At 57.0% G+C, this 15,292-nt stretch carries 15 protein-coding genes; 9 read left to right on the top strand and 6 right to left on the bottom strand.

The genetic code is table 11. The annotated features are described in order from the left end of the window. The first annotated feature begins 50 nt into the window (after positions 1–50). The 3 genes from C7964_RS17325 to arsJ are packed head-to-tail and all read left to right on the top strand — an operon-like array spanning position 51 to position 3,153. Positions 51–899: an arsenate reductase/protein-tyrosine-phosphatase family protein gene (locus C7964_RS17325; RefSeq protein WP_110280873.1), complete on the top strand. Its 849-nt coding sequence runs from the start codon at positions 51–53 to the stop codon at positions 897–899. Beyond that, positions 896–1,894: an ArsJ-associated glyceraldehyde-3-phosphate dehydrogenase gene (locus tag C7964_RS17320; RefSeq protein ID WP_110280872.1), complete on the top strand. Its 999-nt coding sequence runs from the start codon at positions 896–898 to the stop codon at positions 1,892–1,894. The genes C7964_RS17325 and C7964_RS17320 overlap by 4 nt, the downstream gene beginning before the upstream one ends. Continuing rightward, positions 1,891–3,153, top strand: coding sequence for an organoarsenical effux MFS transporter ArsJ (gene arsJ / locus C7964_RS17315; RefSeq protein ID WP_110280871.1), 1,263 nt, complete (start codon positions 1,891–1,893; stop codon positions 3,151–3,153). The genes C7964_RS17320 and arsJ overlap by 4 nt, the downstream gene beginning before the upstream one ends. 13 nt (positions 3,154–3,166) lie before the next feature. Here the strand turns inward: arsJ and C7964_RS17310 are convergent, their stop codons facing one another. From C7964_RS17310 to phnC, 5 genes are all read right to left on the bottom strand, one after another. Continuing rightward, positions 3,167–3,784 carry an LbetaH domain-containing protein gene (locus C7964_RS17310; RefSeq protein ID WP_110280870.1) on the bottom strand — a complete coding sequence of 206 codons (618 nt, stop codon included), beginning with the start codon at positions 3,782–3,784 and terminating at the stop codon, positions 3,167–3,169. Continuing rightward, a complete protein-coding gene (gene phnE, locus C7964_RS17305) occupies positions 3,784–5,097 on the bottom strand; it encodes a phosphonate ABC transporter, permease protein PhnE (RefSeq protein ID WP_055295404.1) in 1,314 nt (437 codons plus the stop codon). Before phnE (C7964_RS17305) ends, C7964_RS17310 begins: the two co-directional genes overlap by 1 nt. Further along, positions 5,094–5,969, bottom strand: a complete 876-nt coding sequence (phnE, locus tag C7964_RS17300; protein ID WP_110280869.1) for a phosphonate ABC transporter, permease protein PhnE — start codon at positions 5,967–5,969, stop codon at positions 5,094–5,096. The genes phnE (C7964_RS17305) and phnE (C7964_RS17300) overlap by 4 nt, the downstream gene beginning before the upstream one ends. Positions 5,970–6,034: 65 nt before the next feature. Continuing rightward, on the bottom strand, positions 6,035–6,946 hold the full coding sequence (phnD, locus tag C7964_RS17295; RefSeq protein ID WP_110280868.1) for a phosphonate ABC transporter substrate-binding protein: 912 nt from the start codon (positions 6,944–6,946) through the stop codon (positions 6,035–6,037). Positions 6,947–7,005: 59 nt separating this feature from the next. Then, entirely contained in the window at positions 7,006–7,821 is an 816-nt protein-coding gene (phnC, locus tag C7964_RS17290; RefSeq protein WP_110280867.1) for a phosphonate ABC transporter ATP-binding protein, read from the bottom strand. 218 nt (positions 7,822–8,039) lie between these two features. Between phnC and C7964_RS17285 the strand changes: the two genes are divergently transcribed. The 6 genes from C7964_RS17285 to C7964_RS17260 all read left to right on the top strand — a co-directional run bounded on the left by C7964_RS17285 (position 8,040) and on the right by C7964_RS17260 (position 13,319). Then, positions 8,040–8,330, top strand: coding sequence for a hypothetical protein (locus C7964_RS17285; RefSeq protein ID WP_110280866.1), 291 nt, complete (start codon positions 8,040–8,042; stop codon positions 8,328–8,330). A 245-nt stretch (positions 8,331–8,575) separates the two neighbouring features. Beyond that, on the top strand, positions 8,576–9,067 hold the full coding sequence (locus C7964_RS17280) for an Lrp/AsnC family transcriptional regulator (RefSeq protein ID WP_110280865.1): 492 nt from the start codon (positions 8,576–8,578) through the stop codon (positions 9,065–9,067). Between the two features lie 163 nt (positions 9,068–9,230). After that, positions 9,231–10,370 carry a glycine cleavage T C-terminal barrel domain-containing protein gene (locus tag C7964_RS17275; RefSeq protein ID WP_110280864.1) on the top strand — a complete coding sequence of 380 codons (1,140 nt, stop codon included), beginning with the start codon at positions 9,231–9,233 and terminating at the stop codon, positions 10,368–10,370. 24 nt (positions 10,371–10,394) lie between these two features. After that, positions 10,395–10,844, top strand: a complete 450-nt coding sequence (locus C7964_RS17270) for an OsmC family protein (protein WP_110280863.1) — start codon at positions 10,395–10,397, stop codon at positions 10,842–10,844. 21 nt (positions 10,845–10,865) lie between these two features. Continuing rightward, positions 10,866–11,666 (top strand): enoyl-CoA hydratase, encoded by an 801-nt coding sequence (locus C7964_RS17265; RefSeq protein WP_110280862.1) that lies wholly within the window; start codon positions 10,866–10,868, stop codon positions 11,664–11,666. Positions 11,667–11,669: 3 nt separating this feature from the next. Further along, entirely contained in the window at positions 11,670–13,319 is a 1,650-nt protein-coding gene (locus C7964_RS17260; protein WP_110280861.1) for an acyl-CoA synthetase, read from the top strand. A gap of 67 nt (positions 13,320–13,386) precedes the next feature. On the opposite strand, the gene C7964_RS17255 is transcribed toward C7964_RS17260, so the two are convergent. Then, positions 13,387–14,334 (bottom strand): DMT family transporter, encoded by a 948-nt coding sequence (locus tag C7964_RS17255; protein WP_286164035.1) that lies wholly within the window; start codon positions 14,332–14,334, stop codon positions 13,387–13,389. Positions 14,335–15,292: the final 958 nt, after the last annotated feature.

Below are 15,292 nucleotides of genomic sequence, written 5' to 3'. Positions count from 1 at the left end.
GTCACAAAACCTTCACTTTCCAGAACTCTTAATTCAGATATACATGAATTATGGATATATTGATTCCCAACCGCCTCGCTACTCTTGGTCACCCGCAACGGCTCGCCCTATTCCGGCTGCTGATGCGGCGATACCCTGATCGTGTTCCGGCAACTGAACTGGCGCAGGCACTTGGGCTGAAGCAAAATACACTCTCCACTTATGTAAACGCCCTTATGCAGGCAGGTCTGATCAACCAGGAACGTGTTGGCACATCCTTGCGTTATTCCATCAACATGGACGCTGCTCGCGAAACGATTGATTACCTGCTGCACGAATGCTGCAGGGGGCGCCCAGAAATCTGCGTCCCGAACGCCTATCAGGCAGAAGACAGAGGCTCTCAAATGACTGATCGTAAGTACAATGTCCTGTTCATCTGCACCGGCAACTCTGCGCGATCCATTTTCGCAGAAACGATCCTGCGCGATCTCGCCGGTGACCGCTTCGTGGCCTATTCGGCAGGTACCAAGCCCCGCTCGGAACTGAACCCCTTTGCCCTCGAGGTATTGGAACAGAAAGGACATGACACCGGCATCTTGCGCGCAAAGAACATCACCGAATTCCAAGGCGACAACGCCCCCCGTTTCGATTTCGTTTTCACCGTCTGCAATCAAGCCGCAAACGAAGACTGCCCTTCGTGGCAGGGCCAACCGATCAGCGCACATTGGGGGCTTCCTGATCCGGTCAAAGTTGAGGGGTCGGACGCAGAGAAAAGCCTTGCTTTCCACCAGACCTATGGCGCGCTCCGAAACCGGATGATCGCCTTTACCGCCCTACCGCTTTCGTCGCTTGATCGCATGTCGTTACAAAAGGCTGTCGATGAGATTGGCCAATCTATTGAAGAAGGACCTTCCACATGACTGTCTACGCCCTGAACGGCCTTGGCCGTATCGGCAAGCTCGCCCTGAAACCGTTGCTGGAACAGGGGGCAGAAATCGCGTGGATCAATGACGCGGTCGGCGACCCGGAAATGCACGCGCATCTGTTTGAATTCGACACGGTTCATGGACGCTGGAAGGCTGATTTCGCCCATGATGCGGAGAGTGTCACAATCGACGGTGTGCGCCTGCCATTCATTGGCACGCGCGAGATCGCGGATTTGCCGCTTGATGGCGTGGATGTTGTCATTGACTGCACCGGTGTGTTCAAGACCGAAGCAAAGATTGCCCCCTACTTTGATGCCGGGGTGAAAAAGGTGGTTGTGTCGGCACCGGTCAAGGATGGCGATGCTGCGAATATCGTGTTTGGCGTCAACCACGATATCTATGAACCGAACCGCCATCGCATCGTGACCGCCGCCAGTTGTACAACCAACTGCCTTGCGCCAGTCGTCAAGGTTATCCACGAGAACCTGACGATCAAACACGGGTCCATCACGACAATCCATGATGTCACAAACACACAGACAATTGTGGATCGCCCGGCCAAAGATCTGCGGCGCGCCCGTTCTGCGCTGAATTCCCTGATCCCGACCACCACCGGCAGTGCAACCGCCATCACGCTGATTTACCCTGAACTGAAAGGGCGCCTGAACGGTCATGCCGTCCGCGTCCCTTTGCTGAACGCGTCACTGACAGACTGCGTGTTCGAAGTAGAGCAGGCAACAACCGCCGAAGAGGTCAACGCGCTGTTCAAAGCTGCTTCAGAAGGGCCACTGAAAGGCATTCTGGGCTATGAAGACCGCCCACTGGTGTCGAGCGATTATACCAATGACGAACGATCAAGCATCGTCGATGCGCTTTCAACCATGGTCATCAACGGCACGCAGGTGAAAATCTACGCGTGGTATGACAACGAAATGGGTTATGCCCACAGGTTGGCTGACGTGGCCCTCATGGTTGGTCGCAGCCTGTGACCCAGTCTTCTGCGCGGCCCGAGGGCCTGTCCGCTTACATTGCTGTCACGGCGGCCTATTGGGCGTTCATGCTGACCGATGGCGCGCTGCGTATGCTGGTGCTTTTGCACTTTCACACGCTCGGCTTCTCGCCCGTTCAACTGGCCTATCTTTTCGTACTCTACGAAATTGCCGGCGTTGTCACCAACCTCTGCGCAGGCTGGATTGCCGCGCGGTTCGGGCTGACATCAACGCTTTATGCAGGCCTTGGCCTGCAAGTGGTGGCCCTGCTTGCTTTGGCCCAGCTGGATCCGTCATGGGCGGTTGGTGCATCCGTCGTTTTCGTCATGCTGGTACAGGGCGCGAGCGGGGTCGCCAAAGACCTTGCCAAGATGTCGTCGAAGTCCGCGGTCAAGCTTCTGGCACCGTCGGAAGATGGCGGGCTTTTCCGCTGGGTTGCCCTGCTGACGGGCTCCAAGAACATGGTCAAGGGCCTTGGCTTTCTATTGGGTGCGGCCCTGCTGGCGACTTTGGGTTTCGTTTGGGCGGTTCTTGGCATGGCTTTGATCCTTGCCGTCATCCTGTTGGCCGTTTTGATCGCCATGCCCGCAGGTTTGCCAAAGGGCCGCAAGGGCACAAAGTTTTCCGAAGTGTTTTCCAAGTCGCGCAATGTAAATCTGCTCAGCGCGGCGCGCGTATTCCTGTTCGGCGCACGCGACGTCTGGTTTGTGGTCGGCATACCGATCTATTTTTATGCGGTCCTGTCCGACGGCACGACCGAGGGAAACCGCGCCGCATTCTTTCTGATCGGCACCTTCATGGCAGGGTGGATCATCCTTTATGGTCTGGTGCAGGCCAACGCCCCGCGCATTCTGCGCGCAAAGACCCGACCCGAGGCAGAGCTCATCGCGGCGGCGCGCGGCTGGGCCTGGGCCCTTGCCATTGTTCCTGCTGCCCTGACGGCGGCCGCGATGTTCGCGCAGGGGCCCCAGATGTGGCTGACGCTGACATTGATTGTCGGGCTGCTCGCTTTCGGTGGCATCTTTGCGGTGAACTCGTCCCTGCATTCCTACCTGATCCTGACGTTCACCAAGGCAGAGCGGGTCACGATGGACGTCGGATTTTACTATATGGCCAATGCCGCTGGACGGCTGGCGGGCACACTGCTTTCGGGGGTCACCTATCAGGTCGGCGGACTGGTTCTGATGCTTGGAACAGCGGCCACGATGGTTGCGCTGTCAGCCATCACTGTGGGTTTCTTGCGGCCTCAAGACACCTAAGCCAATCGCTTTGCTAACCGCCGTATTTTTCCAGAAATGCCTCTGCCGTCATCACGCGAAAGTCCGGCAAAGCATCGCGTAGCGTGTCGTGCGACCAGTCCCACCAAGCCAGCGCGATCAGACGCTCTGCAATGTCGCGCGGCTGGCGCAGGCGTAGAGTCTTGGCAGGCGTCCCCGCAACGATGGTGTAGGGTGCGACATCTTTCGTCACAACGGCACCCGCCGCGACAACGGCACCATGGCCCAGCGTCACCTCGGGTTTGATCATCGCGCTTGCACCGATCCATGTATCATGCCCGATGTATGCGGTACGGGATTTACGATGTGCGAAAAATGCGTCGTCGTTCGTGGCGTCATCCCAATAGTCGGCAGAGCGATACAGAAAATGATGGCACGCGGCCGTGTGCAGCGGGTGATCAGTCGCACCGATCCGGACAAAGGCCGCGATATTGGCGAATTTGCCAATCTCCGCGTTCGCAATGTCGGCGTAGCGGTCACAATAGCTGTAATCGCCGAAAACCGCATGCGCGATGCGGCTGCCTTTGCCGATCTCGACGAAAGCGCCGAACGTGCTTTCTGTGATCTCGCATTCGGGATGGATGAAAGGGGCAGTAGCGGAAAGACGCGGCATCAGTCTTTGCGCCCTATCAGTTTACCGCGTAGCCAGCCCGAGAACCAATCCATGAACATCACCATAGCGATGATCAGGATGATGTAATAGGCAACTTCTTCCCAATCCTTCTGGGTCTGGATGGCCTGCGTCAGCATCAACCCGATACCGCCGCCCGTAATTGCGCCGATAATGGTGGCAGAGCGCGTGTTGGACTCAAGGAAATACAGGATTTGCGCCAAGAGCACCGGTACTACCTGCGGGATCACACCAAAGCGATACCGTTGCAGCGGCTTTGCCCCTGTGGAAGAGACACCCTCGATCTGTTTCTGGTCCACGTTTTCCAGCGCTTCGGAGAAGATCTTGCCGAAGGTGCCGGTGTCGGTGATCAGGATCGCCAAAGCGCCCGTCAAAGGGCCGGGGCCAAAGGCGCGCGCCAGAACCACCGTCCAGATGAGCGCATCAACCCCGCGCACAAAGTCGAACAGACGGCGGGTTGCCGCGCGCAGCAGCATGACAGGAGAAAAGCGCTTGGCCGCAAGAAAGGCCAGTGGCAGCGCGATGATCGCACCACCCATGGTGCCAAGGAAGGCCATCAGGACGGTTTCACCGATCGCCCACGCCACATCCTTGTGACGCCACATCGCATTGTTCCACCAGTCCGAGACAGCGCCCGCGATATTCCCGCGGTTCGGGTCCAGTTGCTCTCCGAACAGGATCGTGCCCAAGCCCTGCCCGTGATAGGGGCTGTCCAATGTGAACCAGAACAGTTCCCATCCGGGGAAATAGTTGAACACTTCCGTCCGTGCCCCCGTCAGGGTGATGCGTCCTTCGGGCGTCGTGATCCCGACACGGCGATCGGTGGCGGAAATCCAGTCCGGCAGGTCATCAGGCAGGTTGGTTGTGACAAGGCGGCCCTCGGCCTGCGCCGTAATCAACGGGAAGCCCGGAATGTCGATCTCGGTCCGGTTGTCCGGCAGGTAACGGACGAAATGGTCACCACCCAAGTCAATAGTGGTCACCTCGTCACCACTGACCCACGCGGGGCGCATACCATCGGGATAGGTGCCCTTGCGTTCACCCTCTACCGCGTAGGTAATCTCGCCCGAGCGGTTATCGCGGGTGACGTGGACCTTGTGGGACCAGCTGTCAGAGGCAAGCGTGACCGCATTATCCAGATTTGCGCGTTCCGCGAGACCCGGAAGGTCAAAGGCAAAGAAGATATAGGTCAGGTAGACCGCGATGACCGCAGGGATTCCAAAGCCGATGATGCGCTTGCGCTGAAATAGCTTCTCAGCCGCCAGTTTTGTGTCGTGCAGTTCAACGGCGGTCATTGGCCTTGCCCCTCGGTCAAACGGTTGCGGTAGCGGCTTGAAACCTGATCGAAGAACACGATGGTTCCGAACAGCAGAATGAAGATCGCGGCGGCCTCGTCAAAGCGGCCGGGGCCCCATGCCATGGAATTGCGCAACTCGTAGCCCAGACCGCCAGCACCGACGAAACCAAGGATAGCCGAAGCGCGGATGTTGATCTCGAACCGCAGCAATGTGTAGCTGACATAGTTTGGTGCGACCTGCGGCAGCACACCCAAAAGCATCCTCTGTGACCATGTGGCACCGGTTGAGGACAGCCCTTCGACTGCTTTCAGGTCGGTATTTTCGGATACTTCGGAAAACAGCTTTGCCAAAGCGCCAGCGGTATGGATGGCAATCGCGATCATCGCGGGGACAGGGCCACCACCGAGTACGAAGATCAAGACCAGCGCGATGACGATTTCGGGCACCGCGCGCATGATATCCGAGATGCGGCGGAACAGCGGGATCAGACGGGGCCATTTGGCCAGGCCGCGGGTGCCAAGCAGCGACAGGAACAAACCACCAATCGCACCGATCAGGGTCGAGACGGCGGCGATATTGATAGTTTCCACCAGTGCGGGAAAATATTTGACGATCAGGGCCGGCAGATCGGCGCGCTTTTCCCATGCCTCTGAAAGAACATCAGCGGGATAGTCACCAATCTGGTGCAAGCCTTCCCAAAAGCCGCCTGCGTTGCGTTCATCAGCAACGTTAAAGCCCGAAACCATCAGGATGACAAAAATCAGGAGCGTCAAACCACCATAGAGCCTGCGGCGGTGCACCTGCGCCATATAGGCGGTCTGTATGCTGTCCACGGACGGCGCCGCACTGCTGAGCGATATACCTGTCATTCCAATCCCCGCACAAAGAAATACCGGCAGCCCCTGGGGGCTGCCGGACACATCATGAAAATAGCTTAGTTGCCGATCACAGCCTGACGGGCAGCCACGATGCTTTCGTACATCTCATGGGTCACCGGCTGGAAGCCAAGTGTGTCACCAGCTGCAACACCGTAGGCGCAGTCAGCGTCACGCTCGTGCAGGCCATCGACCAGTGCTGTCATTGTCGCCTTTACATCGTCTGGAAGTGCTGTGCGCAGAACGACAGGGCCTTCGGGGATGACGTTCGATTTCCAGATCTCGACCAGGTCGTTCATATCAACAAGACCCGCATCAACTGCCTTGCGCAGCGCGCCGGAGTTGTAGCCGTCTTCCCAGTTGCCCTGACCGTCAGCCCAGGTCACACCACCGTCGATATCACCATTGCTGACAGCAACGATCGTCTGCTCGTGGCCGCCGGTGAAACGTACTTCGCCGAAGTACTCGCCGGATTCCATTGTGATACCGTCTTTGTACTGTGGGATCTCGATGGACGGGATCAGGTAACCGGAGGTCGAGTTCGGGTCACCAAAACCAAAGACTTTGCCTTCCATGTCGTCAAGCGATGTCACACCGCTATCGACACGGGCAAAACCGATGGAGTGATAGCCAACAGAGCCGTCAACGTTCACTTTGATCAGCACAGGCTCAACCACATTCGGGTCTTGCAGGTATGTCGCGGCATAGGCAGATGCGCCCAACCATGCCATGTCGATGGTACCACCCAGCAGGCCCTGGATCACGCCGTTGTAGTCAGCCGGTGCAAACAGCTTTGTTTCCACGCCGAGCGCTTCGGTCGTGTAGTCAGCCAGGCACTGATAGCTGTTCATGCGGTCCTGTGCGTTTTCACCGCCAAGAATACCGATGCGGAATTCGGTGATTTCCTGAGCGAATGCGCCATTGCTGAGCGCTGTGGTGGCGACAAGCGCCATTGCGAGGGTCTTTTTCATCGTTTTCTCCATTGGGTTTGATGAAGGTGGCCCGCGCCGATCACGCGGGGTGAACTGGCTCAGGCGTAGGCCTCTGCTTCGCGGACTTCTGGCCTGTCCAGTGTTTCGATTTCGGTAGAAGTTGCAGCCTCGGAAAAATCCGCACCCGCCCCGTAGATGTCGCGCGCGACGCCCGTAGTCAGTTGCGCAGGCGTGCCGTCAAAGACGATCCGGCCATCGCGCATGCCGATCACGCGGTCACAGTAACGACGCGCGGTATCAAGCGTATGGAGGTTGGCGATCACCATACGACCGTCTTCCTCATGAATGGTACGCAGTGATTGCATCACCACCTGCGCGTTCATGGGATCAAGGGAGGCAATTGGTTCATCCGCCAGAATAATTTTGGGGTCTTGCATCAGGGCGCGGGCAATCGCGACGCGCTGCTGTTGCCCGCCCGACAATGCCTCGGCACGTTTCGGCGCCTGTTCGGCAATGCCCAGACGATCAAGTATTTCAATCGCTCTGTGGATATCGGCCTGCGGATAGAGGTTGAACATCGTCGCAAAGGTCGAGCGTTTGTTCAGTGTCCCGTGCAGAACGTTCGAGACCACATCCATGCGCGGTACGAGGTTGAACTGCTGAAAGATCATCGCGCAACGCGATTGCCAGTCCCGCTTGGCAGCGCCGCGAAGGCCTGTAATATCCTCGCCCTCAAAGGTGATCGTGCCGGACGTCGCATCGCTCAGGCGATTGACCATCCGCAGCAGCGTGGATTTGCCTGCACCGGACCGGCCAATGATCCCGATCATTGCGGGTTTGTTGACGGAGATATTGGCCGCATCCACAGCCGTTTTGTCTCCGAAGCGCTTGGTTAGCGTATCGATTTGCAGCATATCGCCCCCATGTTTGAGAGGCGGATACGGGACAAAAGCGACAGCTCTGTGAAGGTTATGATTCAGTTACCTGACAATTGCGCAACAGTTCTGTGACACTGCGCCGATAGCTTTGTTCCGTCGGACAAGCGCCGCAGGGTATGGGATTCAGAATATTTTTATCCACAGGCTGTCATAAAGCTGTTACATTCAAACCCAGAGCAATCGGTTTTCGGATTATGAACCTTCGCACCATACTTCTCTGCGTCTACGTAACGCTTCCGGCCTTCGCGCAAGCGCAGATGGCGGATGTCAGCTGTGATGACACCGCGCGGATGACCGAGACGCTGCAACAGGTTATCGGAGCCGAGCGCAAAGGCATGGGTTTGCGTGACCCGGACACAATGCTGGAGGTCTGGGTAACCGCAGGGAATGGCAATTGGTTGGTTGTGCAGAGTTATGCCAATGGCACATCCTGCATCGTCGCGATGGGTGAGCATTGGGAAGGTTCATTCGCGAACCCTGCCTGAGCCAAATACGGGGCAGCCTTTTTCTTCAAAGCGGAACAGCCGCGTTGCGCATGGGTTGGAATAGCCGACCACTGATCTCAAGCTGACATGACTGGTAAAAGCACACACTGATGCTTTTTCGCAGGCCAGTGGGGCGTCAAAGCGTTGGTATTTGTCGCAAAGCGAACCTCTGGTCTTTAGGTTTGCAGTTAAAGCTTTGAAAAAGACACAACCCGCCAGTGCCCGAAAGCGTAAGGACAATTTGCATGAAACGAATAGCCCTTGATGCCGCAGACATCCGCATTCTGAGTGCACTGCAACAGCACGGCCAGTTGAGCAAAGCGAGGCTGGCGGAGATTTGCAGCCTGTCCGCCACCCCCTGCTGGGCGCGGCTGACCCGGTTGAAAGCTGCCGGCTATATTCGTGGCTATCACGCCGATATCGCGTTGGGTCAGCTGGCTGATTTCGCCCAAGTGATTGTGACAGTCTCGCTCAGCCGGCATCGCAAAGCCGACTTTGACCGCTTCGAGGCCTACATCAACGGCCGTGACGAGATCATTGATTGCATCGCCACGGGCGGCGGGGTTGACTACATCATGAAGGTCATAAGCTCCAGCCTGACGGCGTTTCAGGCGTTTGTCGAAGAGCTCCACGCCGAAGATCTTGGCATCGACCGCTACATGACCCATTTCGCGACCCGACAAGTGAAATCTGCTTTGCCCAACATCGCAAAGCTGGCAGGTGCGCGCGCCAAATAGGGCATGCGGCCCAAACGGTCCTTCGGACGTGAACAAAATGGCCTGATTGGTCTGCAAAGGCGGAATCTTCAGTCCGCTTTCTTTGCCTTTCTCAGACTACATCTCGGACAGAATTTACCAGTTTGTGGTCGGGAGGATCACAAACAAACGGGAGGACGTTTCAATGCAAGCAGATGATTTTGGTTTCGGCACACAGATCCGCAAGTCGCCCTATTTTGACGCAACAGTGCGTTGGGGCGCGCAGGGGTTTTCAGTCTACAACCACATGTATATCCCGCGTGATTTCGGCGACCCCGAGCAGAACTTCTGGAACCTTGTGAACGAAGCGATCCTTTGTGATGTGGCTGTCGAGCGTCAGGTTGAGATCACCGGCCCTGATGCTGCCAGATTCACGCAAATGCTGACCTGCCGTGATCTGTCAAAGATGGCCGTGGGTCAGTGCAAATACATCCTGATCACAAATGCAGACGGCGGCATCCTGAACGACCCGATCCTGCTCCGTCTTGCGGAAAACCATTTCTGGATCTCACTGGCTGACAGCGACATCCTGCTTTGGGCGCAGGGGGTTGCGATTAATTCGGGCCTTGATGTGAAGATCTGCGAGCCTGACGTGTCGCCCTTGCAATTGCAGGGGCCTATGTCCGGCGAGATCATGAAGGTGCTCTTTGGCGACGACATCATGGACCTGCGCTACTACTGGCTGCGCGAAGTCAAACTGGATGGCATTCCGCTGATCGTCTCGCGCACCGGCTGGTCCAGTGAACTGGGCTATGAAATCTATCTGCGTGACGGATCCAAAGGTGATCTGCTGTGGGAAACCATCATGGCAGCGGGTCTCGAATTCGGCCTCAAGCCCGGGCACACCTCGTCCATCCGTCGCATCGAGGGCGGCATGCTGTCCTATCACGCCGATGCAGACATGAGCACGAACCCTTTCGAGCTTGGCTTTGACCGGCTGGTCAATCTCGACATGGAAGCTGACTTTATCGGCAAGGCCGCCCTGCGCCGCATCAAGGAAGAGGGTGTCCGCCGCAAACAGATCGGCCTGATCGTCGACGGAGAGCCGCTTGCCGGCCCCAACACGACGTTCTGGGAAATCAATCTGGGTGGCGAGACCATCGGCAAGGTCACCTCTGCCGTTTACTCCCCACGCCTCAAGCAGAACATCGCGCTGGCCATGGTTGCAGCAGAACACGCCAATATCGGTGCCGAAGTCGAGGTTGTCACAAAGTCCGGCCCGACCCGCGCAACAATCTGCGAGCGCCCGTTCTTTGACCCCAAAAAACAGATCGCAGCCGCGTAACGCCACACTGGAAAGGCCACCAAGATGTCAGACCTTGCGATCGCGCTGCATTGGCACCGCGCCTCACCGGTATTGCAAACCGGTACTTACTCGAACGAGCATACGGTCCAATACAATAACCGCTATGACCTCCTGGTAGACTCCGCCCCCGATTGGGGCGGAAACCCGGACAACACGAACCCCGAGCAGGCCCTCGCCTCGGCGCTTTCCAGTTGTCATATGATGACCTTTCTGGCGCTTGCCGCCAAAGCCGGCTGGCCCGTGGCAAGCTATCACGACTACGCAGAGGCCCATTTGGGCAAGAACCCCAAAGGCCAGATGTCTGTCACGCGGATCGACCTGCATCCTGTCGTGCGTTTCGATACGGGTTTCTCGGTCAGCACCGACGAGCTCGCACAGATGCAGGACCGTGCGCACCGCTATTGCTTTATCGCCAACACCTTGGCCGACAGTGTCGAAATCAACATTCTCTAGCGCCGAAAGAGGGCACCCATCGTGACCACACCTGCCATTCTCCTGCGCGATCTGGACGCGCAAGGCATCCTGCGCCTGACCTTGAACGATGCGGCACGGCGCAATGCCTTGTCCGAAGCGATGCTGGCCACATTGCGCGCGGCATTTGAAGAGGCCGGATCAGACCCGACGGTGCGCGTGATCGTCCTTGCTGCGCATGGACCTGCGTTTTGTGCAGGCCATGATCTGAAGGAAATGACAGCCGGTCGTGCGGGCAACGATGGCGGCAAAGCCTATTTCGCGCATGTTATGTCCCTATGCGCAGGCGTCATGCAGGGCATCGTAAACTGCCCGAAACCTGTCATTGCCGAGGTCACGGGCGTGGCCACCGCCGCAGGCTGCCAACTGGTTGCAAGCTGCGATCTGGCGATTGCAGCGGATACGGCGCAGTTCAGCACGCCCGGCGTGCATATCGGGCTCTTTTGCTCGACCCCCATGGTGGCACTGTCGCGCAATGTCGCGGACAAACACGCGATGGAGATGTTGCTAACTGGCGATATGACATCAGCCGCACGGGCCGCCGAGATCGGGCTGGTGAACCGTACTGTGGCGCCTGAAGTGGTGACGGAAACAACGATGGCGATGGCGCGCAAGATCGCGTCGAAATCCAGCATGACGCTCGCCACAGGTAAACGGGCCTATTACGCACAGCGCGAAATGACCCTGCCAGATGCCTACGAATACGCGTCTGCTGTCATGGTTGAGAACATGTTGGCACAGGACGCGCGCGAAGGCATCGGCGCGTTCATCGAAAAGCGTGCGCCAGAATGGCAGGACGCCTGAGCGATGCACACAAACCCCTACAACACAGATCTGGATCGTAACCCCGCAAACCATCAGCCGCTCACACCGCTGACATTTCTGGAGCGCGCGGCATCGGTGTTTCCCGACCACACGGCCATCGTCCATGGCACGTTGCGCCGCAACTATGCGGAGTTCTACGCAAGGTCACGCCAGATGGCCTCCGCTTTGGCGCGGCATGGTATCGGGCGGGGCGATACGGTCTCGGCCCTGCTACCTAACACGCCTGCGATGCTTGAGTGCCACTACGGCGTGCCCATGAGCGGCGCTGTTCTGCATTCCATCAACACCCGCCTTGATGCGTCCGTGATTGCGTTCCAGTTGGACCATGCGCTGTCCAGGGTTGTCATCGTGGACCGTGAGTTCATGCCGTTGATCCAGGACGCGCTGGCATTGGCGACAGTGTCCCCCGTGATCATCCAATACGACGATGCTATGTTTACCGGACCTGTAACACAGACAGATGCCACTGACTACGAAGCCTTTCTGGCGTCAGGCGATCCTGCGTTTGACTGGCTCATGCCACTGGATGAATGGGACGCGATTTCCATCAACTATACCTCGGGCACCACGGGTGATCCCAAGGGTGTGGTTTCGCATCACCGCGGGGCCTATCTTTTGGCGCAGGGCAATGCGCTGACCACGTCAATGGCAAAACACGCGGTCTATCTGTGGACCCTGCCGATGTTTCACTGCAACGGGTGGTGTTTTCCGTGGACCCTATCGGCCATTATCGGCACCCATGTTTGCCTGCGACAAGTCCGTGCGGAGCCGATCTGGGCCGCCCTCGCCGACGAAGGCGTGACACACCTGTGCGGCGCACCGATTGTCATGTCACTGATGATCTCTGCCCCCGCGCACGAGAAACGCAAACTTGACCACACAGTGCAGTTCTTCACCGCCGCAGCGCCGCCGCCGGAAAAGCTGTTGGCCGATATGAAAACTGCTGGCTTTGATGTGACCCATCTTTACGGGCTGACCGAAACCTATGGTCCGGCCGTGGTGAACGACTGGCATGAGGACTGGTCCGATCTGCCAGCAGAAGAACAGGCTGCGCTGAAGTCGCGCCAAGGCGTGCGCTATCTGCCGCTTGAGGGACTTGAGGTAATGGACCCTGACACCATGGTTCCGGTCCCGTATGACGGCAAGACCATGGGCGAGGTGATGTTTCGCGGTAACGTTGTGATGAAAGGCTATTTCCGCAATCCGAAAGCCACACAAGAGGCCTTCGCGGGGGGATGGTTCCATTCAGGTGATCTGGGGGTGCGGCACCCGGACGGCTATATCCAGCTCAAAGACCGCTCCAAAGATATCATCATCTCGGGCGGCGAGAATATATCTTCAATAGAAGTGGAAGAGGCGCTCTACCGTCACCCAGCGGTCGCGATCGCCGCCGTCGTGGCCATGCCCCATGACAAATGGGGCGAAACCCCCTGTGCTTTTGTCGAACTGTCCGCTGGTGAAACCGTAGACGCCGCAGCGCTTACCCTGTGGTGCAAGGGCCAACTCGCGCCCTACAAAGTGCCAGGGCACTTCGTTTTCATGCCAATTCCGCGAACGTCTACCGGCAAGATCCAGAAATTTCTCTTGCGCGACCAAGCAAGGAACATGAGGAAAGCGGCGACCGCAGGATAAGTGGTGCAAGATAAAAGCGCTGCGGCGTTTGCCTCCAGATCAGTCGGGGTTTGCGGAGCCGGGCATCTCAGATCAGTGGCACAGTGCGTTCGGTGATCAGTTGCCGCGCTGTAACCCTCTCACGGTGAATCATATAAAGCCCTGCACCGATGATGATAGCGATGCCGGTCAGGGTCAGCGCGTTGGGGAAATCGCCAAAGACGAGATAGCCCAGCATGGTCGCAACCGGAAGTTCGAGATACTGCAACGGCGCCAATGTCGCCGATGGTGCCAGGGACAGCGCATAGGTCATCATCATATGGCTCACTGTGGCGAAAAACCCGACACCCAGCAGCCAGACCCACGCGATGCCTTGGGGCCAAGCCGGATCAAGAAAAGCTGACCCCGTCCCTTGGGCCAGCATCATCACCGGCAGACAAAGCAGGCTCGCGATAAGGCCTGTGTAGAATTGCAGGGTGACGGGATGCATGCGCCGCGACAGCCCGCGTGTGACAAGTATATAGAACGCAAACCCGACTGCGGTTCCCAGCGGAAACAGCGCGACTGCACCGAAGGCCGCAAAACTGGGCTGGATCACGAACATGACACCGACAAAGCCCACGACAGCAGCACCCACCCGGCGCAGACCGACATCTTCACCCAAGTAGAATTTGCCGACCAGAAGGACGATAAACGGGGCCACGAAGACAATTGCGAGCGCATCTGCAAGCGGCATGACGCTGATTGCCGCGATGAAACAGAATGTCGAGCCGAGTAAAAGCATCGCGCGAAACAAGAGTGCCAGCCAATGCCCTTGCGCCACTCGCAACGACAGGCCCATCATCCAGACGAACGGCGCCATAAGGATGCACTGCACTATAAAACGCGCGGCGGTAATCTGCCCGACGGGCAAACTGCCGGATGCAAGCTTGGCCGCCACATCCAGCAAAGGGGCAGTAATGCAGAACCCCAACATCAGGGCAACACCGGCAAGAATGCGGTCTGTGGATGGGGTGAAGGGGATACTGGTGCTCATGATCCCGCATTAGGGAGAGAACACGCGCGCGTCTATTCCTTTTGCGACGCTTTCCCCGACAGGCTCGAAGCGACGCTGTTGGATTAAATGCCTGAGCTTCAGAGAAATGGGGTTAGAGTTGACGTTGAACCTAGGCTATAGCCTCGCATGGAACCCACTTCAGCGTTATTATTGCTGCTTTCGACCCAGACACTCTAGGAACTGAATTACGGTACTATCAAAAAGAGTAGAGCTATTGATACGATTTTTTTCTCAAGAGTGTCCAATACGGCAGCCAAAGATTGCGGATTGTCTAAACGGATGTCGTAGGGAATTAGAATCTATTGATCAGACCAAGTTTCAGAACACGTTGTCACAGGTAAGTGGACTGATAGCTCGATCTATACATGCCGTGATAAGTGACGAGAAAGACATTTTTCTAGGGTCCGTTATCCTGACTCAATTAAATGAATTAAACAGTACCAAAATCACTTATGACCAGACCTGGCAAATAAACGAGTTCCGGGTCATTCAGGGAGCCCAAGCAAAAACGTCGTACGGCCTGTATGCGGCGTGTGCCGCGATAGTGCGCGAGCTTGATATTCTGAGTCTGTTGGATAGCGATGGTCAAAAAAAGTGGAGCAATACCGAGTTACCGACCAAAAACGAAATGTCGGACGGACTGTATCTAACTGAAGGAATAGACAGTCCGACCTTTCTATCTCCAAAGAAATACCGTCGGTTATTGGCTTTGGCGGAAATCAGTGAGATCGAGATGGAGCTATACATTTGCAACTCTGATTTCTAGGGTACTCATGGCTTGCGGACTTAAATCGAACTGATGAAACCTGGATAGTCTTCTGAGAATGCTGCTCAAATTTGTTGTAAGCGGCGGCCCCGCCCCATTGATTTGGCCTGTTCCTGACGCGTGAGGTGCCTGCGAGAAGGTCTGCGTTAGCAGATGGAGGTTGCGTATGGC

This window comes from Loktanella sp. PT4BL (genome assembly GCF_003201935.1).
Classification (GTDB): domain Bacteria; phylum Pseudomonadota; class Alphaproteobacteria; order Rhodobacterales; family Rhodobacteraceae; genus Yoonia.
Note: the sequence above shows the minus strand (reverse complement) of the source record. Positions and strands in the feature narration are given on the sequence as shown.